At 69.1% G+C, this 23,781-nt stretch carries 19 protein-coding genes; 10 read left to right on the top strand and 9 right to left on the bottom strand.

The window, feature by feature from the left end; all coding sequences use genetic code 11:
* Nucleotides 1–14: 14 nt before the first annotated feature.
* Entirely contained in the window at nt 15–1,892 is a 1,878-nt protein-coding gene (locus WMK75_RS01550) for a TRAP transporter large permease subunit (RefSeq protein ID WP_347265894.1), read from the bottom strand.
* Nucleotides 1,893–2,158: 266 nt separating this feature from the next.
* Here WMK75_RS01550 and WMK75_RS01555 point away from each other — a divergent pair, with 266 nt between their 5' ends.
* The gene (locus WMK75_RS01555) at nt 2,159–2,635 is read left to right on the top strand and encodes a YbaK/EbsC family protein (RefSeq protein WP_347265895.1); all 477 of its coding nucleotides are present in this window, start codon (nt 2,159–2,161) and stop codon (nt 2,633–2,635) included.
* On the opposite strand, the gene WMK75_RS01560 is transcribed toward WMK75_RS01555, so the two are convergent.
* From WMK75_RS01560 to WMK75_RS01580, 5 genes are all read right to left on the bottom strand, one after another.
* Nucleotides 2,632–3,258 (bottom strand): adenosylcobinamide amidohydrolase, encoded by a 627-nt coding sequence (locus WMK75_RS01560; RefSeq protein WP_347265896.1) that lies wholly within the window; start codon nt 3,256–3,258, stop codon nt 2,632–2,634. The two genes, WMK75_RS01555 and WMK75_RS01560, sit on opposite strands and share 4 nt — an antisense overlap.
* Nucleotides 3,259–3,370: 112 nt before the next feature.
* Nucleotides 3,371–5,626: a FepA family TonB-dependent siderophore receptor gene (locus WMK75_RS01565; protein WP_347265897.1), complete on the bottom strand. Its 2,256-nt coding sequence runs from the start codon at nt 5,624–5,626 to the stop codon at nt 3,371–3,373.
* A gap of 145 nt (nt 5,627–5,771) precedes the next feature.
* On the bottom strand, nt 5,772–6,824 hold the full coding sequence (locus WMK75_RS01570; RefSeq protein WP_347265898.1) for an ABC transporter ATP-binding protein: 1,053 nt from the start codon (nt 6,822–6,824) through the stop codon (nt 5,772–5,774).
* The gene (locus tag WMK75_RS01575; protein ID WP_347265899.1) at nt 6,821–9,004 is read right to left on the bottom strand and encodes an iron ABC transporter permease; all 2,184 of its coding nucleotides are present in this window, start codon (nt 9,002–9,004) and stop codon (nt 6,821–6,823) included. The genes WMK75_RS01570 and WMK75_RS01575 overlap by 4 nt, the downstream gene beginning before the upstream one ends.
* 47 nt (nt 9,005–9,051) lie before the next feature.
* Nucleotides 9,052–10,077: an ABC transporter substrate-binding protein gene (locus WMK75_RS01580; RefSeq protein WP_347265900.1), complete on the bottom strand. Its 1,026-nt coding sequence runs from the start codon at nt 10,075–10,077 to the stop codon at nt 9,052–9,054.
* Between the two features lie 161 nt (nt 10,078–10,238).
* Between WMK75_RS01580 and WMK75_RS01585 the strand changes: the two genes are divergently transcribed.
* The 5 genes from WMK75_RS01585 (at nt 10,239) to ald (ending at nt 14,527) form a co-directional block, all read left to right on the top strand.
* Nucleotides 10,239–11,255, top strand: a complete 1,017-nt coding sequence (locus tag WMK75_RS01585; RefSeq protein ID WP_347265901.1) for a LacI family DNA-binding transcriptional regulator — start codon at nt 10,239–10,241, stop codon at nt 11,253–11,255.
* A 146-nt stretch (nt 11,256–11,401) separates the two neighbouring features.
* Nucleotides 11,402–12,169 (top strand): septum site-determining protein MinC, encoded by a 768-nt coding sequence (gene minC / locus WMK75_RS01590; protein ID WP_347265902.1) that lies wholly within the window; start codon nt 11,402–11,404, stop codon nt 12,167–12,169.
* Between the two features lie 24 nt (nt 12,170–12,193).
* Nucleotides 12,194–13,015: a septum site-determining protein MinD gene (gene minD, locus WMK75_RS01595; RefSeq protein WP_347265903.1), complete on the top strand. Its 822-nt coding sequence runs from the start codon at nt 12,194–12,196 to the stop codon at nt 13,013–13,015.
* 2 nt (nt 13,016–13,017) lie between these two features.
* Nucleotides 13,018–13,296 (top strand): cell division topological specificity factor MinE, encoded by a 279-nt coding sequence (minE, locus tag WMK75_RS01600; RefSeq protein WP_347265904.1) that lies wholly within the window; start codon nt 13,018–13,020, stop codon nt 13,294–13,296.
* 103 nt (nt 13,297–13,399) lie between these two features.
* Nucleotides 13,400–14,527 carry an alanine dehydrogenase gene (ald, locus tag WMK75_RS01605; protein WP_347265905.1) on the top strand — a complete coding sequence of 376 codons (1,128 nt, stop codon included), beginning with the start codon at nt 13,400–13,402 and terminating at the stop codon, nt 14,525–14,527.
* On the opposite strand, the gene WMK75_RS01610 is transcribed toward ald, so the two are convergent.
* Nucleotides 14,490–14,966 carry a helix-turn-helix domain-containing protein gene (locus WMK75_RS01610; protein ID WP_347265906.1) on the bottom strand — a complete coding sequence of 159 codons (477 nt, stop codon included), beginning with the start codon at nt 14,964–14,966 and terminating at the stop codon, nt 14,490–14,492. The two genes, ald and WMK75_RS01610, sit on opposite strands and share 38 nt — an antisense overlap.
* Before the next feature lie 86 nt (nt 14,967–15,052).
* Here WMK75_RS01610 and WMK75_RS01615 point away from each other — a divergent pair, with 86 nt between their 5' ends.
* On the top strand, nt 15,053–17,254 hold the full coding sequence (locus WMK75_RS01615) for a heavy metal translocating P-type ATPase (RefSeq protein WP_347265907.1): 2,202 nt from the start codon (nt 15,053–15,055) through the stop codon (nt 17,252–17,254).
* A gap of 25 nt (nt 17,255–17,279) precedes the next feature.
* On the opposite strand, the gene WMK75_RS01620 is transcribed toward WMK75_RS01615, so the two are convergent.
* Nucleotides 17,280–17,894 (bottom strand): TetR/AcrR family transcriptional regulator, encoded by a 615-nt coding sequence (locus WMK75_RS01620; protein WP_347265908.1) that lies wholly within the window; start codon nt 17,892–17,894, stop codon nt 17,280–17,282.
* 150 nt (nt 17,895–18,044) lie between these two features.
* Here WMK75_RS01620 and WMK75_RS01625 point away from each other — a divergent pair, with 150 nt between their 5' ends.
* Together WMK75_RS01625 and WMK75_RS01630 are read left to right on the top strand one after the other, a co-directional pair.
* Nucleotides 18,045–19,277 (top strand): HlyD family secretion protein, encoded by a 1,233-nt coding sequence (locus tag WMK75_RS01625; protein ID WP_347265909.1) that lies wholly within the window; start codon nt 18,045–18,047, stop codon nt 19,275–19,277.
* A gap of 3 nt (nt 19,278–19,280) precedes the next feature.
* Entirely contained in the window at nt 19,281–20,873 is a 1,593-nt protein-coding gene (locus WMK75_RS01630; RefSeq protein ID WP_347265910.1) for a DHA2 family efflux MFS transporter permease subunit, read from the top strand.
* Between the two features lie 61 nt (nt 20,874–20,934).
* On the opposite strand, the gene WMK75_RS01635 is transcribed toward WMK75_RS01630, so the two are convergent.
* Nucleotides 20,935–22,188 (bottom strand): glycerate kinase, encoded by a 1,254-nt coding sequence (locus WMK75_RS01635; protein ID WP_347265911.1) that lies wholly within the window; start codon nt 22,186–22,188, stop codon nt 20,935–20,937.
* A gap of 394 nt (nt 22,189–22,582) precedes the next feature.
* Between WMK75_RS01635 and WMK75_RS01640 the strand changes: the two genes are divergently transcribed.
* Entirely contained in the window at nt 22,583–23,764 is a 1,182-nt protein-coding gene (locus WMK75_RS01640) for a hypothetical protein (protein ID WP_347265912.1), read from the top strand.
* Nucleotides 23,765–23,781: the final 17 nt, after the last annotated feature.

The following is a 23,781-nucleotide window of genomic DNA, read 5'->3' on the forward strand; positions in this document are numbered from 1 at the left end:
CGAGGTTATGGCGATCAAAGCAAGGCGGTCGAGAACCAGGGCACGGCGGCGATGGCGAAAAGCCCGACCAGCAGCGCGGCAAGATAGACCCAGATGCGGCGCATGACCTGATCGGCCGGCACATCGGCGATCTTGCAGGCGATGTAGAATCCGATGCCGATGGGCGGGGCCATCAGCCCGATGTTCATGGCGGTGACGATGACCATGGCGTAATGGATGTCATGGATGCCAAGGCCGCGCGCGATCGGGAACATGATCGGCGCCAGCAGCACGATGGCCGGCAGCCCCTCGAGCACGCAGCCAAGGACCAGAAAGATCAGGATCGAGGCCAGCATGAACACCATCCAGCCGCCGGGCAGGCCGGTCACGATGGCCATCAGGTCGCGGGCAAAGCCCGATTGCGTCAAGGCCCAGGCCATGGCGCTGGCCGCGCCCAGGATCAGCAGGATCGCGCCCGACATGGCGGCGGTATCGACCAGCATGGTGCCGAAGCGGCGCAGCGGAATGCCGCCGTAAAGCACGGCGCCGATGACAAAGGCATAGACGACGGCGATGGCCGAAACCTCGGTCGCGGTGGCGACGCCGCCGCCCACAAGGCTGCGGATCATGAAGGGCAGGACCAGTGCCGGGGTCGCCACCACCGCCATTTTCGCGATCATCGGCAGGGTGGCGCGCTGCACGCCCGACATGTCCTCGTCCCGGGCCTTCCAGCGCGCGAGCAGCGCCAGCACCACCAAGAGCACCATGGCGATGGCGAAGCCGCTGGTGAAGAGCCCGGCAATGGAAATCCCCGCGACCGAGCCCAGCACGATCAGCACGATCGAGGGCGGCACGGTATCGGCCATGGCAGCCCCCGTCGCCAGCAGCGCCGTCATCTCGGGGGCGGAATGGCCGCGGCGGCGCATTTCGGGAAACAGCGCCGGGGCGACTGTCGCCATGTCCGAGACCTTCGACCCGGAGATCCCCGAGACGAGGAACATCGAGCCGAGGAGCACATAGCTCATCCCCGCCTTCACATGGCCCAGTAGCGAGGCAAGGCAGTTCACGATCGCCTTTCCCATGCCGGTCGCATCCAGGATGCAGCCCAGCAGCACGAAGACCGGCACCGACAAGAGGATCAGCGAGGACATGCCCTCGTCGATGCGGCCCATCATCACGAAGACCGGCGAATGGCTGGCGAAGGTCAGATAGGCAAGCGTCCCCAGCGCAAAGCAGAAGGCGATGGGCACGCCGATGCACAAAAGCACCGCGACCAGCAGCCCCAGCCAGATCGGCAGGTTCCAGTTGCCGATGCCCAGCAGCGCCGGTTTCGCCCACCAGAGCAGCGCCACGGCAGTCGCAATCAGGACCGCGCTGGCTGCGATGATCCGCCATTCGCGGGTCCGCGCGACGGAAAGCAGCATCAAGACCGTCATCAGCCCGACCCCCGCCGGCAGCGCCGAGGCCCGCCAGGACATCGGCAGCCCCAGCGCCGGTGAGGTCACATAGCTTTCCTCATAGGCATACTCCACCGCCACCGGCAGCAGGCGCAACAGCAGGACGCAGACCAGCACCTGGCCGGAGATTTCCGCCGCGCGGGCGATGCGCGGGGGCAGCAAGGGCAGGAACACGGTCAGGCGCATGTGTTCATGGCGGTCGACGGCCAGCGCCGCGCCCAGCATCGCCATCCAGATGAAGCTGATCGAGGCGACCTCATCGCCCCAGATCAGCGGCCTGGTCAGCACATAGCGGAAGAAGACATTGGCCAGCACGGTCAGCATCATCACCAGCAGCAGGGCGGCGGCGGTGATCTCGACCGGGCGCATCCAGCGCTCGGCGCGTCTGGGTTCGGTCATCGCCTCGATGCCGCCAAGCGCCACCTCGGCCACGGGATGCGACTCGCTCAGTTGCATGCTCTTTCCTCCTGCGCGGCGGGGCCGTGCCCTGGCCCGTCATGGGTGGTCCATGATATGGACGCAACTGCCATCGCAACCTGCGCAGGATCAGGGTATCGGCCGGTGAAAAGCAAGAGGAAACTGCCGGCGGGCGGCGCGGGCGCCAGGTTTTGCCGCCCGGGGAGGTAAAAGCAGTTTCACCATGTGGAATGCATGTCAGCCGGGGTTTCGGCGCCGGAGAAAGGGCGCTATGGCTGGGCGCAGCAGCCGCAAGGAACCCCGGGATGAGCACCGCCACACCCGCCACGCAATTCCTGCGCCGCGCCGGTGTGGCGTTCCGGCCGGTCGAATATGCCTATCACCCGGGGCAGGAGACGGTGGCGCAGCAGGCGGCAGCGGCCATCGGCATCGCGCCCGGGCGGCTGCTGAAGACGCTGATGGTCGAGGTGGACGGCCGCCCGGCCTGCGCCGTGCTGCCCGGCGACCGCAGCCTGTCGATGAAGCGGCTGGCCGCGGGGTTTGGCGGCAAATCGGCGGCGATGATGCCCGCGGCCATGGCCGAGCGCCTGACCGGCTATCACACCGGCGGCATCAGCCCATTCGGCCAGCGCCGTGCCGTGCCGGTGCTGTTCGAGGTCGCCGCCATGGATCTGGACGAGGTGGCGATCAACGGCGGCAAGCGCGGGTTGTTGCTGCTGCTGGCGCCGCGCGCGGCATTGGCGGCACTGGGCGCCAGCGCCGTGCCGCTTTGCGCCGATTAGCGCCGGCCGGCCAGCCAGTCCCGCGCCCCCGCCAGCACCGCCCGATGCACGGCGGCGCCGATCGCCTCGCCCAAGGGGGTGTGCAGCCCGGCAAAGGCCAGCAGGCCGGGGTCGCAGGCCAGGGCGATGCAATCCGTGCCGGTGCCGGTCGCCGGGCCCGAGGGCAGCAGCAGCCCGCAGTCGAGCACCGCCAGCGTACGCGCCTCGGCGGCAATGGTCAGGGCCTCGATCATCGCGGCTGGAGTCAGCCCCTCATCGATCGCCAGCAGGATATTGATGGTGCCATGGCCCGGGGTGCTGCAGCCGCGCCGCTGCCCGACGCGTTCGGCATTGCCCAGACCCACCGTGGCCAGGCAGGTGACGGGGCCGTGCGCGGTCAAAAGGTGATGGGCCAGGGCGCGCGAGGTCATCATGCCGACCGCGCCACCCTGGCCGATGCGCGCCATCTCGGCGGCGAACCAGGCGGCGGCATCGACCTCGGGCCCCAGATCGGCATCGCGCACCTGGCGGATCAGCACATGCCGCGCCCAGCGAAAGCCCGGCCGGTGCGGGGCAAAGGACAGCACCCGCCGCCTGCGCCCCAGATCCGCCGTCAGCCAGTCCTGGCCAAGGGTGATGTGCATGCCGCCCGCCCGTTCCTGCCTGTGGCCGGTGTGCGGCAAGCCGCGCGGCCATGCAATGGCGAACCGGCCGGGCTGCGCCTGCAGACCGGCCGGAAGGCCTGGTGTCGCCGCTTCAGAGGGTCGCCTGCAGCGACATGTAGAAGGCGCGGCCCGGCTCGTTGAAGGTATTGGCGCCGGCGCTGGTGCCGCTGCCCTCGCGCAGCACGGTCTCGTCAAAGACATTGGTCACACCGGCGCCCAGACGGGCGTTTTCGCCCAGGCGATAGTTCAGGCCGAGGTTCACGATCGTATAGGGATCGCGGGCCCTGGGATTTTCCACCGGCGCCTGCGTCGTCGGGCTGCGCTCGGGCGAATCGATGCGGCCGTAATGCGTCAGCGAGGGGGTGACGGTCAGGCGGTCGTTCACCTGCCAGTCCAGCGCCGCGTTGATGGTGTATTCGGGCACCAGGCTCAGCGGATCGCCGGTCTCCTTGTTCTCGGATTTCGCCATATAGGTGAAGTTGGTGGTCAGGTTCAGCACCGGCGACAGTTCCGCCGACAGGCTGCCCTCGACGCCGGCGACGACGGCCTTGGGGATGTTGATCCACTGGAAATACTGCGCGCGCCCGTCCGGGGTCGGGAAGGTGCCCACCGGCTCGAGCCCGGCCTGGATCTTGTCGCGGTAATCGTTGTGGAAGGCGGTCAGCGTGGCCTGCAACCCCTGTCCGGCGTCAAAGGCGAGGCCGATCTCGGCGTTGATGCTGGTCTCGGGTTCCAGATCGGCATTGCCCACGACATAGCAGCCGCTGCCGAGGCTGGGGAAATTCACCGGACAGCCGCGGCCGCGGGTGTAATAGACATAGTTCGGGTTCAGCTGATACAGGTTAGGCGCCTTGAAGGCGCGGGCGACGCCGACCTTCATCGTCCATGCGTCGTCGATCTTGAAGCTGGCGTTCAGGCTGGGGCTGGCGTTGAAGCCGAAGGTGTCGCCATGATCCAGCCGCAGCCCCGGCGTCAGGGTCAGCCGGTCCGAGACATAGATATTGGCCTCGGCGTAAAGCCCGGCGGTCAGCTGGGTCATTTCCGGATCGCGCAGCGCCGGGTCCGATTCCGTGCCGGGGATCGAGCCGCCATTCACACCCATCTGGTTCGAGATCGCGTCGTTCAGCCGCTCGTGGCGCAGCTCGCCCCCAAGCGTCAGGCTGGCATCGCGCCCGGCCAGCGTCAGCGGCAGCACCCATTCCGATTTGGCGGTGATGTTTTCCAGCTTGATCGTGCCCATGGTGGTGTCGGTGATCGAGCCTTCTGGCCCGCCCGCCAGACCCTCGACCATGCGGCGATTGTCGGTGCGCTCGTATTGCAGATAGCTTTGCGAGGTGCCGAAATCGTAATTGCCGCGATGCGTGACGGCAAAGGTCTTGCGCAGCATCACGTTGGTTTCCTCGCCAAAAAGCGAGGTCAACACGTCGTTCACGCTGGTATTCTGCCTGTCGCCGGCAAAGATATTGCCCTGGCGGCTGATGCCGGCCTCGAAATCAAGGCTGTTCTCTGCGTCGATCTGCCAGCTGAGCAGCGCGGTCGCATCCTTGTTCACCACGCCCTCGACGCCGGCGGCGGGGCAGGCGACGGTCGAGGTGGAGCCGTCCTCGCCCTCGATCTCGCACATGGTGGTGTCGGCACCGGCGTTGATCATCGGATCATCGCCATCGGATTTGCTGTAATTCCCGGTCAGGCGGAAAGTCAGATCCGCGCCCAAGGGGCGCGCGAACAGGAAATTGGCGCGATAGTCGCCGCCCTCCATGCTGTTTTCAGGGGCGTTGACATAGGCGCCGAAGCTCAGCGTCGGCTCAGTCGGGCGCCGGGTGACGATATTGACCACGCCGCCCGCCGCACCCGAGCCATAGCGCGCCGCAGCCGGGCCGCGGATGACCTCGATGCGTTCGATCAGTTCGGCCGGCACCCAGTTGGAATCGCCGCGCGCATCACGCTCGCCCGAGCGGCCCATGCGCACCGAGTTGCGCGACATCACCGGGCGGCCGTCGATCAGGATCAGGGTGTTTTCCGGCCCCATGCCGCGCAGGTCGATCTGGCGCTGGTTGCCGCGCTGGCCGGTCGCGGTCGAGCCGGTCAGATTCACCCCCGGCATGCGGCGCACGATCTGGGAAATGTCATTGGCCACCGGCGCAATTTCCAGATCCTCGGCGGTGATGTTCGAGACCCCCAGCGACTGCTTGATCTGGTCCTCGGCCGAAAGCACGATGGTATCAAGCACCACGGTCTGGTCTCCGGCAGCGGTCTCCTGCGCGGACGCGGCGCCGACAAGGCCGGGAATGGACATCAAAAGACAGATTGCGCTGCCCATGGCCGGGCGCGGGAAAAGCGTCGCCATCGCGTGCTCCTGGTTGCTGAAATGAATGTTCTGGCTGGCGCGGACGCGGGCTGGCGCGCTTCAAGCAAATGTGAGCGCGCTGTTCAAGGGTGAATCACGATTATTTTTGTCGGGATCAATCCGGGCGCTTGCGCCGCATCCCCCGCTAGCGCAGCAGCGCGACACCGCGCCCCGAAAGCCTGAGGCCGGTGGCGCTGCCCGCCGCCAGCGGCGCCCGGCCCGAGCCATCGACCAGGAACAGCCGGCCCAGCGGTGTCTCGATCTCGTATTCGGCGTGATCGCCCAGATAGGCCGAACTCAGCACATGGCCGGCCATGCCGCCCTCGGTGGCCAGTTCCAGCGCGTTCGGGCGCAGCGCCAGCTTGGCCGGGCCCTCGATGGCGCCGCGGGCCGGCAGTTCGATCCGCTCGCCGGCCAGATCGACCAGCGCCCGGCCCAGGGACACGCGCAGCACGCGGCCCTCGACCACATTCGCCTCGCCGATGAAATCGGCGATGAAGGCCGAGGCGGGCTGTTCATACAGTTCCTCGGGGGTGCCGTCCTGGGCGATGCGGCCGTCCTTCATCACGATGATGCGGTCCGAGACCGCCAGCGCCTCGTCCTGGTCATGGGTGACATAGACGGCGGTAAAGCCCAGACGCTGCTGCAATTCGCGGATCTCGGTGCGCACGCGGCGGCGCAGACGCGCGTCGAGGTTCGACAGCGGCTCGTCCAGAAGCAGCACCTGCGGCTCCAGCACCAGGGCGCGGGCGACGGCGACGCGCTGCTGCTGGCCGCCTGACAGTTCGGATGGCAGCCGCGATTCCAGCCCCGACAGACCGACCAGATCCAGCCCGCGGCGCGCGGCCTCCAGCGCCTCGCGCCGGGCCATGCCGCCGGATTCAAGGCCGTAGGCCACGTTCTGCGCCACGCTCATGTGCGGAAACAGCGCATAGCTTTGAAAGACCATGGTCACGTCGCGCTGGTTGGGCGGCAGGCGCGTCACGTCCTGGCCGCCGATCACAATGGCGCCGGCGCTGGGGGTTTCCAGCCCGGCCAACATGCGCAGCGTCGTGGTCTTGCCGCAGCCGGAAGGCCCCAGCAGCGTCACCAGTTCCCCCGGCGCGATGGCGAGGTCCAGCTGCGGGATGGCGGTGAAGCTGCCATAGTTCTTGCGGACGGCGCGAAACTCGACGGCGCCGCGCTGGGGCTGGGTCATGGCGATGTCTCCGGCTTGGGTGCGGGGCGGCGCAGGCGGCGTTCGCCCACCAGCAGCTGAAAGGTGCCGATCACGGCCAGCATGACCACGATCAGTACCGAGGAATAGGCGATGGCGACGCCGTATTGCCCGTTCTCGACCAGGCCGACGATATAGGCGGTCGCCATGTTGTATTTGGCCGAGACGAGGAAGATCACCGCCGAGATCGAGGTGATGGCACGCACGAAGCTGTAGACCAGCGCCGCCATGATTGCCGGGCGCAGCAGGGGCAGGATCACCCGCCCGAGCGTGCGCCCCGAGGCCGCGCCCAGCGTCAGCGAGGCCTCGTCAAGGCTGGGGTCGATCTGCGCCATGGCGGCGACGCCGCCGCGCACCCCAACCGGCATGTTGCGAAACACGAAGCAGGCGATCAGGATCAGCGCCGTGCCGGTCATCTGGACCGGCGGCAGGTTGAAGGCCATGATATAGCTGATGCCGATGACCGTGCCGGGGATGGCAAAGCTCATCATCAGCATGAATTCAAAGACGCCCTTGCCCGGAAAGCGCTGGCGCGCGATCAGCCAGCCGGTCAGCAGCCCGACGGCGGCGGTGATCGGCGCCGCGATCAGCGAAATGGTCATCGTGGTCCAGAAGCTGTTCCAGGCCACCCCCGTCCAGCGGATGCCGCCCTGCCACGAGACCGAGAAGGCGCGGGCGAAATGCTCCAGCGTCAGGCTGTGGTCCAGCCCCCAGGTCCTGACAAAGCCGCCGAACAGGATCATGGCATAGACGATGACGGTGAACACGCTCCAGACCGAGACCACGGCGATCACCGGCCCGCCGATGCGCGCGGGCAGGCGGGCATGGCTGCCGCCGTCGCCCTTGCCGCCCAGCGTGGCGAAGTTGCGCCCCGACAGCCACAGCCTTTGCGCCAGAAAGGCCGAAAGCGTGAAGGCAAGCAGCACCGAGGCCAGCACCGCCGCCCGCGCCGGATCGTTCTGCGCGCCCACCACGGAAAAGAAGATCTCGGTCGACAGCACCCCGCCCGAGCCACCGAGCACCAGCGGATTGCCGAAATCGGCCATGCTTTCGATGAAGCCGATCAGGAAGGCATTGGCCAGCCCCGGCGCCATCAAGGGCAGCGACACGCGGCGGAAGGTCTGCCAGCGGCCGGCGCGCAGCGTCTGGCTGGCTTCCTCCATCGCCGGGCTGACGCCCTCGACCACGCCGATCAGCACGAGGAATGCCACCGGGGTAAAGCTCAGCACCTGTGCCAGCCAGATGCCGGAGAGCCCGTAAAGCCAGCGCCCGAGCTGCCAGCCGGTCGCGGCCTCGATCAGCTGCGTCAGCGTACCCGAGCGCCCGAGCAGCATGGTCAGCGCCAGGCCCACGACAAAGGGCGGGGTGATGATCGGCAGGATGGTCAGCAGCCGCAGCCCGCGCTTGAACGGAAACGCGGTGCGCGTCGCTGCCAGCGCAAAGGCAAGGCCAAGAGCCGTGCTGCCGGCGGCGGTGCAGATGGCCAGAAACAGCGTGCGCCAGGCCACGCCGCAAAAGCCGCCGGTGAGGCAGGACAGGCTCCAGATCTTGGGGTCGGAGATGTTGCGCACCACGCCTTCGGCGGTGAAGGAGCCGTCGAAATCCTGAAACGCGCCGATGAAGATCGACAGGATCGGATAGAGGACAAAGACCGAGACCAGCAGGATCAGCAGCGCGATCGCGCTCAGCACGAAGGCATCGCCCTTGAGCGCGCCGCGCTCTGCCTGGCCGCAGGAGATCAGGCAGGTGAAGGCGATGGCCAGTACCACCGCCCCGGCGCCGAAGGCCGGCTGACCCGCCACCGCGCCCAGAAGCTGTTCCTGCAGGCTCCAGTTCCAGCCGCGCGTGCCGATGGACAGCCCCTCGAGCGCCAGCCACGCCAGACCGGCCGCGCCGATCCAGATCATGCGCCGGCCGCGCGCGGCGCCGGGTGGCTGGCGGCGCAGCAGGGCCGCCGCCAGCACCAGCGCCACCGCCGGCCACAACTGCCAGCGCCCGGATGCCGCCTGCAAAAGGCCCGGCATCAGCTTTGGATCGGAAAACAGCCCCGCAAGCCAGCCGAAGTGATAGAACCCGCCCTGCACCCGATACCAGGGCAGCATGAGCAGCGCCAGCGCGGCGCCGATGAGGATGCGGTCAAGCCGCCTGTTTGCCGCCAGCATCGCCGGATCCGCCTGTCAGCGCGGGGGCAGGGCGCCCCCGCGGACCGTCATTCGCCGGCCCGGCCGCCGATTTCGGCGTCCCAGCGCGCCAGCAGAGCCTTGCGCACCTCGGACGAGCCGTATTTGGCGAAATCATAGTCGATGAGCTTGACCTGCGACAGGTCCGGCACCTCTTTCGAGGGGGTGGCGCCCTTGTTCGAGGGGATCTGGTAGGATCCGGCCTCGGGCATCAGGTCCTGCGCCGCCGGCGTCAGCACCCATTCGTAAAACACCTTGGCATCGTCGGGATGCTGCGCGTTCTCGATCAGCGACATCGAGCCGACCTCATAGCCGGTGCCCTCGCAGGGCGTCATCGGCTGGATCGGGAAACCCTCGACCTTCTGGGTCACGGCGTCATGCAGGAAGACGATGCCAAGGCCGGTCTCGCCGCGTGCGGCCGCCTTGACCGGGGCCGAGCCGGACTTGGTGTATTGCGCGATATTGGCGTTCAGCTTTTTCAGATAGTCGAAGGCCGCATCCTCGCCCATCAATTGCACGAGCGTCGCCAGCGCCGTATAGGCGGTGCCCGAGGAATTCGGATCGGCGATCTGGATCTCGCCCTTCAGCGCCGGGTCCAGCAGGTCGGCCCAGCAGGCCGGGCCCTTCAGCCCCTTCTTGGCAAAAATGTCGGTATTATAGCCCCAGCCAAGCGCGCCGGTATAGACGCCCACGGTGCGCCAGCCCGAGACCTCGGCCTGTTTTGCCGCCCAGTCGCGCAATTCGGGCAGGGTGGGGGACTTGTATTCGGCGGTCAGCCCGTCGGCGGCGGCCTGCAGATGCGGGTCGCCCGTGCCGCCCCACCACAGGTCGGTCTGCGGGTTGCGCCCCTCGGCGCGGACCTTGGCATAGGCCTCGCCCGAGGACAGGCGCACCATGTTCACCGTGATGTCGGGATGGCCCTTCTCGAATTCGCTGACCAGCTTTTCGCAGATCACCACATCGGCCGAGCAGATCAGGTTCATCTCGCCGCCCGATGCCGCGGCAGGCAGGATCAAAGCCGCGCCAGCCAGCGCGGCAGCATGTTTGGCCTTCATCTTTTTCCTCCCCTTCCCCTTTGCGGGGTGCTTTCTTGCAAAGCTGTCCACAAGCGTTCGTCATGCCAACCCCGCCTGTCAACAGGGAAATCGGCAAAACGATGAATCTTGGCCGCAATGGCGGGCCCATGCTATGAAAGGCTGTGCAGGAGGTTGGGCGCATGGGGCGCAGGTCGGTCAGCGCAAGGGATGTGGCCAGCCTGGCCGGGGTGTCGCGCGCCTCGGTGTCGCGCTGCTTCACCCCCGGCGCCAGCATCTCGGCGGCGACGCGGGCGCGGGTGCTGGCCGCGGCCGAGACACTGGGCTATCAGGTGAACCGCCTGGCCAGCGGCCTGATCCGCAACGAAACCGGGCTGGTGGCGCTGATCGCCGCCGAGATCGCCACCCCCTATCGCGCCGCGATGATCGCCGCGCTGACCCGGCAGCTGCAGGCGGCGGGCAAGCTGGGGGTGCTGATCGATTCCGAACGCGCCGAGGACAGCGTGTCGCGGGCGCTGCGACAGGCCATCGCCTATCGCGCCGATGCGGCGATCATCCTCTCGGGCATGCCGGCGGCGGCGCTGGCCGAGACCTGCGCCCGCAATGGCATGCGCCTGGTGCTGATCAACCGCGACGAGGACCGCCCCGGCTCGCTGCGCATCCGGCTGGACGATGCGCTGGCCGGGCGGCAGGCCTGCGCGCAGCTGCTGGCGGCGGGTTGCCGGCGGCTGGCGCTGGCCAGTTCCGCCGCCGCGACCGCCAGCCTCGTGGCACGCGAGGACGGCTTTTGCGCCGCCGCCCGGGCCGCGGGGATCGACCTGCTCGAGGTGCGGCGCGGCGCCACCGGCTATGAGACCGGGCTGGATCTGGGCATGTTGCTGCTGGCGCGGCCCGACCGCCCGGACGGCATCTTCTGCACCACCGACCTGCTGGCCTGCGGCGTGCTGGATGTGGCGCGCTGGCGGCTGGGCATCCCGGTGCCCGAGGCGCTGTCGGTGATCGGCCATGACGACATCGCCCAGGCGGGATGGGAGGGCTATGCGCTGGCCACATTCGCCCAGCCGGTCGAGGAAATGGCGCGCGCCGCCGTGGACTGGCTTTGTGCCCCCGCCGGCCCGGCCGCCGAGCGCCGGCTGGCGGCGCGGCTGGTGCCGCGCGCCTCGCTGCGCCGCCCGGTCGCGCCCGCGCCGCGCGGCTGATCCGCACCCGGGCCGGCGGCGCCTTGCCGAATCCGGCCGGGGGCCGCATTGCGCATGGACGCGGGGGCGCGGGCATATTACCAAGGGCAAAACACGCGCATGCGGGAACGCCACCCGCAGCCCCCGGAGAAGAAGCAGAGCAGAACGTGCAAGCAACAGGAACGGAACGCGCCGCGCCGGCACAGGTCGCGAGTGCAAGAGCATTGCAGATCAGGGGCCGGTTCCTGACCGCCATCGCCCTGCATCTGGACGGCCGGCCGGATGCCGGGTTCTTTGCGGCGCTGGACGAGAAGCTGGCCCAGACCCCGCAATTCTTTGAAAACGCACCGCTGGTCGTCGATCTGGCCCAGGCGCGGCTCGAGGGTGGCGAGGACATGGCGCTGCTGGCGCGCGAGCTGCGCGCGCGCCGCCTGTCGGTCTTTGGCGTGCAGAACGGCAGTGCCGAGCAGCAGGCGGCGGCCCGCTCGGCCGGGCTGATCCTGCTGCCCGCCGCCGGCCGCGACCTGCCGCTGGAACGCGTGCAGCGCGCCGAATCGCGCCCGCGCGACGCCGCGGCGCCGGCCCAGCCCGAAGCGGCCCCCGCCAGCGGCACGCGGCTGGTGACGCAGCCGGTGCGCTCGGGGCAGACGATCTTTGCCGACCGCGGCGATCTGGTGATTCTCGGCCCGGTCGGCTCGGGGGCCGAGGTGATCGCTACCGGCAATATCCACATCTATGGCCGGCTGCGCGGCCGGGCGCTGGCGGGGGTGAACGGCGACGAATCGGCGCGCATCTTCTGCCAGGCGCTGGACGCCGAACTGGTCGCCATCGCCGGGCTCTACCGCACCAGCGAGAACCTGGGGGCCGAGGTGCCGCGCCAGGACGTGCAGATCTTTCTGCAGGGCGACAAGCTGAATTTTGAACCCCTCAAATAACATCGGATCGAAAGGACAGGTTTCGTGAGCAAGGTAATCGTAGTCACCTCTGGCAAGGGCGGCGTCGGCAAGACGACCTCGGCCGCTGCCGTCAGCGCTGGCCTCGCCATGCGTGGACACAAGACCGTGGTCATCGACTTTGACGTGGGTCTGCGCAACCTCGACATGATCATGGGATGTGAGCGGCGCGTGGTATTCGACTTCATCAACGTCATCCAGGGCGACGCCAAGCTGAAGCAGGCGCTGATCAAGGACCGGCGGCTGGAGAACCTGTTCGTGCTGCCGACCTCGCAGACGCGCGACAAGGACGCGCTGACGAAAGAGGGCGTCAAGGCGGTGCTGGACGAGCTGCGCCAGGAGTTCGACTATATCGTCTGCGACAGCCCGGCCGGCATCGAGCGCGGCGCGCATATGGCGATGTATTTCGCCGATGAGGCCATCGTGGTCACCAACCCCGAGGTGTCCTCGGTGCGCGACAGCGACCGGGTGCTGGGCTTGCTGAACTCCAAGACCTTCCTGGCCGAAAAGGGCGACGGCAGCGCGGTCAAGGCGCAGTTGCTGCTGACGCGCTATGACGCGCAGCGTTCCGCCAATGGCGAGATGATGAGCGTCGAGGACGTGCTGGAAATCCTCGCCATCCCGCTTTTGGGCATCATTCCGGAAAGCACCTCGGTGCTGAAGGCCTCGAACGTCGGCATGCCGGTGGTGATGGACGACGCCTCGGGCGCGGGCAAGGCCTATGCCGAGGCCGTGGGCCGCCTGGTCGGCGAGCAGATCGAGATGCGCATGAACCCCGGCGAGCAGCGCCGCGGCTTTTTCCAGCGCCTGCTGGGGCGGACGGCCTGACCATGTTCGGTTTCAATCTTCGCCCGAAAAAATCCAGCACCGCCCAGACCGCCAAGGAGCGTCTGCAGATCCTTCTGGCGCATGAGCGCGCCGGCGGCGGCGCCAGCCCGGATTTCCTGCCGCTGCTGCAGCGCGACATCCTCGAGGTGGTGCGCCGGCACATGGAGATCGACGGCAATGCCGTCGAGATCAAGCTCGAGCGCGGCAACGACCTGTCGAGCCTCGAGATCAACATCGAACTGCCGGGCGTCGAAAAGCTGCGCCCGCGCGCCATCGCCTGAGCCACCGGCCGGGGCGGGCGGCCTTGCCCGCCCGTCCCGCGCCATGTTGCCTCCTGCGCCGCTGTCGTGAAATAACCTTGCGAGGTTGCAACGGGAGGCAGGGATGAAGATTGGCTGTCCGCGAGAAATCAAGCCGCAGGAATTCCGCGTCGGCATGACCCCCGCCGCCGTGGCCGAGGCCGTGGCCCATGGCCATGCCGTGCTGGTCGAGGCCGGCGCCGGGCTTGGTTCGGGCTTTGTCGACCGGGACTATCAGGCGGCGGGCGCGGTGATCGCCCCGGATGCGGCCACGGTTTACGGCCACGCCGATCTGCTGGTGAAGGTCAAGGAGCCGCAAGCGCATGAGCGCGCCCTGCTGCGCCGCGGGCAGGTGCTGTTCGCCTATCTGCATCTGGCGCCAGATCCGGCGCAGACCCGCGACCTGCTGGCCTCGGGGGTGACGGCCATCGCCTATGAGACGGTGACGGATGCGCGCGGCGGCCTGCCGCTGCTGGCGCCGATGTCCGAGGTCGCGGGGCGGCTGGCGCCGCAGGTCGGCGCCTGGGCGCTGCAAAAGGCCAATGGCGGTCGCGGCGTGCTGCTGGGCGGGGTGCCGGGGGTGCGGCCGGCGCAGGTGCTGATCATCGGCGGCGGCGTGGTGGGCGCGGCCGCGGCGCGCGTCGCGGTCGGCATGGGGGCGCAGGTCACGGTGATGGACCGTTCGCTGCCGCGGCTGTCATGGCTGGATGATCTGTTCATGGGCCAGTTGACCACCCAGCACGCCGGCGCCGCGGCGACGGCGGAACTGCTGCGCCATGCCGACATCGTGGTGGGCGCGGTGCTGGTGCCGGGGGCGGCGACGCCGAAGCTGGTCAGCCGCGCGCAGCTTGCCCATATGCAGCCCGGGTCGGTGCTGGTCGATGTCGCCATCGACCAGGGCGGCTGTTTCGAGACCTCGCGCCCGACCACGCATCACGACCCGATCTTCGAGGTGGACGGCATCATCCATTACTGCGTCGCCAACATGCCCGGAGCGGTGGCGCGGACCTCGACCCAGGCGCTGGGGAATGCCACGCTGCCCTTCGTCATGGCGCTGGCCGACAAGGGCTGGCGCCGCGCCGTGACCGAGGATGCGCATCTGCGCGCCGGGCTTGCGGTGCATGACGGGCGGCTGACCTCGCCGCCGGTCGGGACGGCGCTGGGTCTGGTGGCGATCACGCCCGAACAGCTTCTGGCGGATGGTCCGGCGTGACCGCGCCCGGCCCGGCCTCGGCCGCCTCGTGTTCATGCGCGCAAAGCGCGTGATTGCCCAGCACCTCGATCACCCGGCATTCGGCGATGGTGCCGCAGGCGCATTGCGCCAGCATGCGCTGCAATTCTCCGCGCAGCGAGGTCAGGCGCGCGATCCGCGCCTCGACCGCGGCCAGCTGCCGGCGGGCGATCTCGTCCGCGGCGGCGCATGAATCCGCGGGCTGATCCGCGAGCCCCAGCAATTCCCGGATCGATTCCAGCGGGAACCCCAGGTCGCGGGCATGGCGGATAAAGCTGAGCCGCAATTGCGCGGCCGCCGGATACAGCCGCTGGTTGCCGGTGCTGCGCTCGGGCGGTGGCAGCAGGCCGATCTGTTCGTAATAGCGGATGGTCGGCACCTTGACCCCGGTGCTGCGCCCGAGTTTTCCGATGGTCAGCATGAGAAACCTCTTGAACCTATAGTCGCTAGAGCACCTAGTGTCCCGAATCGGGGCCCACAAGACCCGGCCCGGACTGGAGAGAAAAGATGACTGACACAGCGACCGCCAGGCAGGAATGGCGCGTCACCGGCATGGATTGCGCCTCCTGCGCCGCCAGACTGACCCAGGCCGTCGAGCGCCTGCCCGGCGTCAGCGGGGTGCAGGTGGCGCTGATGGCCGAGCGGCTGTCCCTGCAGCTTGACCCGCAGCGCACCGGCCCGGCCGAGGTCGAGGCGGTGGTGCGCCGGCTGGGCTATGGCATCGCGCCGGATCTGGCCGGCCGCGCCGATGCCCATGCGGGCTGCGGTCACGACCACGCCCTTGACCACCCCCATGATCACGGCCATGACCACGGCCACAGCCATGGGCCTGCGCCGGCGGGCGGCTGGCATCGCTCGGCGCGCGGGCGGCTGCTGATCCTGACCGGGGGGGTGCTGGTGCTGGCCTGGCTCGCCCGGCTCTGGCTGCCGGGCGTTGCGCCCTGGGCCTTTCTGGCCGCCTGCCTGATCGGGCTGGCGCCGGTGGCGCGGCGCGCCTTCGCGGCGCTGCGTCTGGGCCAGCCCTTTACCATCGAGGGGCTGATGACCGTGGCAGCGATCGGCGCGCTGATCATCGGCGCCACCGAGGAGGCGGCGCTGGTCGTGGTCCTGTTTGCACTTGGCGAATTGCTTGAGGGCGCCGCCGCCGGCAAGGCCCGCGACGGCATCCGCGCGCTGGCCGGGCTGGTGCCGCAGACCGCGCTGCTGCTGGATGCCGGGGGCCCGCGCGAGGTTGCGGCCTCGGCCCTTGTCCCGGGGCATATCGTGCTGGTGCGCCCGGGCGAACGCGTCCCCGCCGATGGCGAGATCGCCGAAGGCGCCGGTGGCATCGACGAAAGCCCGGTGACCGGCGAAAGCGTGCCGCGCGCCAAGGCGCCGGGCGATACGGTCTTTGCCGGCGCGATCAGCACCGATGCGGCGCTGAAGATCCGCGTCACCCGCACGGGCGCCGACAATACCATCGCCCGCATCATCCGCCTGGTCGAGGATGCCGAGGCCGCCCGCGCGCCCACCGAACGCTTCATCGACCGCTTCAGCCGCTGGTACATGCCGGCGGTGGTGGCGGTGGCGGCACTGGTCGCGGTGCTGCCGCCGCTGGCCATGGGCGCCGATTGGCAGGTCTGGATCTATCGCGGGCTGGCGCTGCTGCTGATCGGCTGTCCCTGCGCGCTGGTGATCTCGGTCCCGGCCTCGATCGCCTCGGCGCTGGCCACCGGCGCCCGGCACGGGCTGCTGATGAAGGGCGGCGCGGTGATCGAGACCGCGGCCAATGTGCGCCGCGTGGCCTTCGACAAGACCGGCACCCTGACGCAGGGCCGGCCGCAGGTACTGCGCCTGGTGCCGGCGCCGGGGGTCGAGAGCCATGAGCTGCTGGCCACCGCCGCCGGGGTCGAGGCTGGATCGACCCATCCCCTGGCCGAGGCGATCCTGCGCCATGCCGGCGAGACGGGCGTGGCGCCCTTGCCCGCGCGCCATGCCCGCGCCTTGCCGGGGCGCGGCGCCACGGCCGAGGTGGCGGGGGTGCCGGCCTGGGTCACCTCGCCCGCCCATGCCGCCGAGATGCTGGGCCCGGTCGCAGCCTTTGCCGCGGCGGAAACGCTGGAGGCTGAGGGCATGACCGTGGTCGCGGTGTTTCGCGCCGCAAGGCCGCTGGGGCTGATCGCGCTGGCCGACCAGCCGCGCCCGGATGCCGCGGCGGCGATCGCGGACCTGACCGCGATGGGCATCGAGGCGGTGATGCTGACCGGCGACAACCCGCGCACCGCCGCCGCCATCGCAGCACCCCTGGGCATCGGCTTTCAGGCCGGAATGCTGCCCGAGGACAAGCTGGCGGCGATCCGCGGCTGGTCGGGGCAGGGCAGCACGATGATGATCGGCGACGGCATCAACGACGCGCCGGCGCTGAAACAGGCGCAGGTGGGGGTGGCGATGGGCTCGGGGACCGATGTGGCACTGGAGACCGCCGATGCCGCGATCCTGCGCGACCGGGTGGCGGATGTGCCGGCGCTGATCCGGCTGGCGCGGGCGACGATGGCCAATATCCGCCAGAACCTGGCCATCGCGCTGGGGCTGAAGGCAGTGTTCCTGGTCACCTCGGTGCTGGGCATCACCGGGCTGTGGATCGCGGTCATGGCCGACACCGGCGCCACGGTGCTGGTGACGGCGAACGCGCTGCGCCTGCTGGCCCATGACCCCGGCCGCGCGGCATGACCCGCGGCCCCTGGCCGGGCCGGATTCAGTGCCCGGCCAGAAAGCGCGCGACGCGGGCGGTGATATGGGCGTCGATCTGTGCCGGCAGCAGCGGCGGCATCATCAGCAGCGCCCGCCGCTGCAGGCCCGACAGCACCAGATCGACGAATTCGGCGCTGGCGGCCTCGCAATCGGCGATGGCAAGGTCGCCCTGCGCCACGCGCTGGCGCAGATAGTCGGCCAGCGCCTGCATCGAGCGCGAGGGCCCGGCCTCATGCAGCTGGCGGGCCAGGTCGGGGAATTTCTCACCCGCGCCGATCATCATGCGGATCGCGGCCAGGGTCTCGGGCTGCATCAGCGTGTCGATCATCTGTCGGGCGATGCCGTGCAGTTCCTCGGCCAGCGCGCCCGTGCCCAGGCCGGGGCGGTGCAGGACCTGCTGCATGCGGCGGCATTCCTTCAGCACCAGCGCCTCGAACATCGCCTCCTTGCCGTCGAAATAGACATAGAGCGTGCCCTTCGAGACCCCGGCGGCGCGGGCCACGTCCTGCATCGAGGTGGCCTCGAAGCCCCGCGACAGGAACATCCGCCGGGCGCCGTCCAGGATCTGGCGACGCTTGGGCGGGTCCTCGGTGGCTTCGGGGGGGGGCAGTTCGTTCATGGGACCTGCGAGGGGACTTGTGACCGGCGCCGGGTCGGCGGCATGGCCGAAAGCTATATTGACCGAACCGTTCGGTCAATATTATTCTGGCGCATGGCGCGAATCGCCGCGGCACCGCCGCTGCGCGCGCCGCAGCAGAAAGGCGCATCCATGACATCGACAGGGGAGCCGGCCGCAGCGACACCCGCGAACGGCAGGGGCGGCAGGGCCGGGCGGGTGCTGGGCGGGCTTGCGCTGCTCATCGCCCTGGGCGCGGGCTATGCCGGCTGGGACTGGTTCAGTCATGGCCGATTTCACGAAAGCACCGACGACGCCTATCTGCAGGCCGACCTGATCACCCTGCAGGCCCGCGACAGCGGTTATGTCGCCGAGGTGCTGGTGGCGCCGAACGCGCCGGTCCGCCGCGGCCAGGTCATCGCCCTGATCGACCCCGCCGATTATCGCCTGGCGCTTGATGCGGCCGCAAACAGCCTGGCGCTGGCCGAAAGCGCCGAGACCCAGCTGGCGGCGCAGATCACCGCCGGCGCGGCGGCGATCAAGCAGGCGCAGGCGCAGCTGATGGCGGCGCGCGCCACCAGTGACGGCGCGCAAAAAAGCTTTCGGCGCGCGCAGGACCTGCGCAGCAGTTCGGCCGGGACGCAGGCGGCGCTGGATGCGGCCGAGGCCACGGCGAAATCCGCCGCCGCCCAGGTGGCAAGCGCCGAGGCCGGGCTGATGCAGGCCGAGGCGGCACTGGCGGTGCTGAAGGCGCGCCGGGACAGCGCCCGCCTTGACGTGCGCCAGGCGCGCACCCGCGAGGCGCAGGCGCGGCGCGATCTGGACTTTACCCGCATCCGGGCGCCTTTCGACGGCATCCTGACCGAACGCCAGATCGAGGTCGGATCCTTTGTCACCACCGGCTCGCGCATCGGTACGCTGGTGCCGGTCGCCGACATCCATGTGGGGGCGAATTTCAAGGAGACCCAGATCGCCGGCATCCGGCCCGGGGCCAGCGCGGTGATCCGCGTCGATGCCTGGCCCGATGAGGAATTGCGCGGCACCGTGGACAGCCTGACCGCCGGCACCGGGCAGGTGTTCAGCCTGCTGCCCTCGTCCAATGCCACGGGCAATTTCACCAAGGTGGTGCAGCGCGTGCCGGTGCGCATCAGCATCGACGCCGCCGATCGCGCCCGCCTGCCGCTGCGCCCGGGCATGTCGGTCGTGGTCGAGATCGACACCCGCACCGGCGAGGACCGGCCGCTGATGCCCGCTGCCGATTCCGGCGCCGCGCCCGCCGAAGTGCCCGCCGAAGTGCCCGCCGAAGTGCCCGGCGCGCAGGGTGCGGTGACCAGCGGCCTGCCGGCGGCCGGCGCCGCCGCGCGGCTGGCGCGGGGCCGGGGCTGAGCCATGGCCGCCAGCGCCACGGCGACGCCTGCGCCCGGCGGTGCCCTGGCGGGCGCCGATGACCGCCTGGACCCGCGCCGCCTGATCACCTTCCTGCTGATGGTGCTGGGCATGTTCATGGCGATCCTGGACATCCAGATCGTCTCGGCCTCGCTCTCCGAGATCCAGTCGGGGCTGGCCGCCTCGAAGGACGAGATCCCCTGGATCCAGACCTCCTATCTGATCGCCGAGGTGATCATGATCCCGCTGTCGGGCTATCTGTCGCGGATGCTGTCGACGCGCTGGCTGTTCAGTATCTCCTCGGGCGGCTTCACGCTGATGAGCGTGATGTGCGCGCTGTCGAATTCCATGCCCGAGATGATCCTGTGGCGGACGCTGCAGGGCTTTGTCGGCGGCGCGATGATTCCCACGGTCTTTGCCTGCGCCTACACGATCTTTCCGCGCTCGAAGATGCATGTCGTCTCGCCGATGATCGGGCTGGTGGCGACGATGGCGCCGACCATCGGCCCGACGCTGGGCGGCTATCTGACCGAGTATCTCAGCTGGCACTGGCTGTTTCTGGTCAATGTGATCCCCGGCATCATCGTCACCACCGCGGCGGTGACGCTGATCGATTTCGACAGGCCGGACCTGAGCCTCTTGCAGCATTTCGACTGGTGGGGGTTTCTGGGGCTGGCGCTGTTTCTGGGTTCGATGCAATTCGTGCTTGAAGAAGGTTCCGGCAAGGACTGGTTCGCCGACCATCTGATCGTGGCGATGAGCGCGGTCATGGTGCTGGGCGGGTTCCTGTTCTTCTGGCGGGCCTTTGCCGCGCATGAGCCGATCGTGCGGCTGGATGCCTTCGCCGACCGCAACTTTGCCATGGGCTCGCTGTTTTCCTTCGGGCTGGGCATCGGGCTTTACGGGCTGATCTACATCTTTCCGGTGATGCTGGCGGGGGTGCGCGACTATAATGCGCTGCAGATCGGCGAGACGATGATGGTCTCAGGGGTGGCGATGTTCCTGACCGCACCGATCGCCGGGCGGTTTTCGCGCCTCTATGATCCGCGGCTGATGATGGGGCTGGGATTCGCGCTGTTCTCGCTCTCGTGCTGGATGATGACGCGCATCACCTCGGACTGGGACTATTGGGAGATCTTCCTGCCGCAGATCCTGCGTGGCGTGTCGCTGATGTTCTGCATGGTGCCGGTGTCGAACATCGCGCTGGGGATGCTGCCGCCCGTGCAGGTCAAGAACGCCTCGGGCCTGTTCAACCTGACACGCAACCTGGGCGGCGCGGTGGGGCTTGCGGTGATCAACACCGTGCTGATCAGCCGCGAGCATTTCCACTTTGCCCGTCTTGCCGAAAGCATCACCGCCGGCAATCCCGCCGCGACGCAGACCGTCAGCACGCTGGAACACGCCTATGCCGGGCTGGGCGAGGGCGCGAGCCAGGCTGCGCTGGCGACGCTGACCGATCTGGTACGCCGGCAGGCCATGGTCATGGCGCTGGCCGACATCTTTCTGCTGCTGGCGCTGCTGTTCGCGGCGCTTGGAATGCTCTTGTTGCTGGTGGACAAGCCCAGCCCCGGTGCCGGTGGCGGCGAGGCGCATTGACACAAGGCACATTGACATGGGGCGGCAGCAAGGGCGCCGCGCGCTCCCCCCCCCCGGGGGGTCAGGAAATCAGGATCGCCCGGAAGTCGTTGACGTTGGTCAGGGTCGGGCCGGTCATCACCAGATCGTCCAGCCGCCGGAACAGGCTGTAGCTGTCATGGCCGGCCAGCATCGCCGCCGGGTCCAGCCCGGCGGCGCGGGCGCGCGCCAGCGTGTCGGGGGCGATGAGGGCGCCGGCGGCGTCCTCGGATCCGTCGATGCCGTCGGTGTCGCAGGCCAGCGCATGCACGCCCGCCAGCCCGTCCAGCGCCAGCGCCAGCGCCAGCAGGAATTCCGAGTTGCGGCCGCCGCGGCCGGGCGGGGCGGCGCCAATGGTCACCGTGGTCTCGCCCCCTGACAGCAGCACCGCCGGAGCGGGCAGCGGCAGGCCGTGCCTGGCGGCGCTGCGCGCCACGCCGGCCATGACCTGGCCGCAGGCGCTGGCCTCGCCCTCGATCGCGTCGCCCAGGATCAGCGGCGTGATGCCCAGGGCCCGCGCCGCCCCGGCCGCGGCCTGCAGCGCCATGAGCGGCGTCGCGATCAGCCGGTAATCGGCGGCAAAGGCCGGCAAGGGCTGCGGCCGGGCCAGCAGCAGGCGCCGCGCCGCCTCGGGCAGGTCGGGACCCAGCATGGCGGCGATCTCGGCCAGATCGGCCCCGGCATCGGGGTCATGCACCGTCGGCCCCGAGGCGATGGCGCGCGGATCGTCCCCCGGCACATCCGAGATGGCCAGCGTCACCAGCCGCGCCGGTTGCGCCGCCAGCGCCAGCCGCCCGCCCTTGATGCGCGACAGCCGGCGCCGCACCCGGTTCATCACCGAGATCGGCGCCCCCGAGGCCAGCAGCAGCCGGTTCACCTGCATCTTCTCGGCCAGCGTCAGGCCCTCGGCCGGCGCGGTCATCAGCGCCGAACCCCCGCCCGAGATCAGCGCCAGCACCAGATCCTCGGGGCCAAGGCCGCGGACCGCGGTCAGGATCGCCTCGGCGGCGCGGGCGCCATTGTCGTCGGGAACCGGATGCGCGGCCTCGAGCACGCGGATGCGCCGCGTGGGCAGGCTGTGGCCGTAGCGGGTGACGACCACGCCCGAAAGATCGGCCTCGGGCCAGGCAGCCTCGACCGCGCGGGCCATGGCGGCGGCGGATTTGCCGGCCCCGACCACGACCACACGGCCGCGCGGCAATTCGGGCAGGTGGCGCGCCAGGACATGCGCCGGATCGGCGCTGTCCACGGCGGCGCGGAACAGTTGCGCAAGCAGCTTCCTGGGGTCCTGGGTCATGTTCCCTTCCTGTCCCGGCGCCCGCCCGAGCGGTCCTTTCCGCGCGGCGCGGCCTGATTCCCGCGACCTTCGCACCATGCATGCGCGCCCGGGCAGGCGCGGGCAAGGGTGATTCCCGCCCCTGATCCGCGCCGCGGCGGCGATTTCCGATCGGGCGAACTACCTTGTTAGAAGAAAATTAACGAATGAAGAATACCTGAAGTGGTGCAAGCCGTCCCGTGTCAGCGACAACCCGCCACCGCTGGAACGCAACCTGGGCCGAGCTTCGCCGAAAACCAGAGCAACACCGCCCTGAGGCAATCACAGGGTTTTCATACAGGCCCGGACGGACAATGACTGCGCGGAACTCCGGCGTCAGGCCGCACCCGGGAAATCCCTCCATCAAGGACACAGCATGCCCACGAACAGCAACGACATCATCAACAGCACCGACCGCAGCGAGCAGATCCTGGGGCTGAACGGCGCGGACGAATTCCACTGGACCCCCGGTGGCCACGACACCTTCATCGGTGGCGACCTCGGCGAGGCCTATGATGTCAACATCTATCTGGACAAGACCGGTGGCGACCGCCTGTTCGTCGGCGGCAACCGCGGCGTCAAGCTGAACTTCGAGAACACCGAGGACGGGCTGGTGACCTCGGGCGAACATTCGCTGAAATTCTCGGGTATGGAGCGCATCCACCTGACCGATGGCAATGACACTGTGCGCGCCGGTGCGGCCACGTTGCGCGGCGCGCATGGCGACACGCCCGAGCACGGGCTGACCATCTATACCGGCGCCGGCAATGACGACGTGGTGGGCACGCGCTACGACGACTACATCGACGGCGGCATCGGCAATGACACCATCCGCGCCGGCTCGGGCAACGACCACATCCAGTCCAGCACCGGCAATGACCTGGTCTATGGCGGCGCCGGCATCGACAACATCCGCTGGGGTCTGGGTGATTCGACCTGGCATGATCCCGGCAATGACACCATCTATGGCGGCGGCGGCCAGGACGTGATCAACGCCTGGGGCTGGACCGGCGGCAATGGCGACGGCGCGCGCGGCGTCACCACCAATATCACCGCCGTGGGCACGGACGGCTCGTTCTCGGGGGTTTCGCGGGTCGACACCGGGGCGCGCATCGCCGAGCTGAAGTTCTTCGGCTTCGAACTGGGCTGGAACCACCTTGCCAATGACACTGTGGACGGCTCGGGCGCCCAGGTCTCGGGCAGCAATGGCATCAGCTGGAACACCCGCTGGGGCGACGACGTGCTGATCGGCACCGCCGGCAATGACACGCTGGAAGGCGGCGAGGGCAGAGACACCATCACCGGCGGCGCCGGCAACGACCTGATCTCGGCCAATGGCGACTTCTGGAACCCGAACGGCGCCCAGGCCGATGCCGAGGTCGACACCATCGTGCTGCGCGCCGGCTTTGGCCATGACACCGTGCTGGCCTTTGGCGACAACGACATCCTCGACACCGGCGGCATGCGCTATACCGCCACCGAGAATGCCCGCGGCACGCTGCTGACCTTCTCGACCGGCGATACGCTGCTGCTCAACAACGTCTTCGACTTCATGTAAGCCGGGACGGGTGGTCC

The organism is Paracoccus sp. (in: a-proteobacteria), assembly GCF_039808215.1.
Lineage (GTDB): Bacteria > Pseudomonadota > Alphaproteobacteria > Rhodobacterales > Rhodobacteraceae > Paracoccus.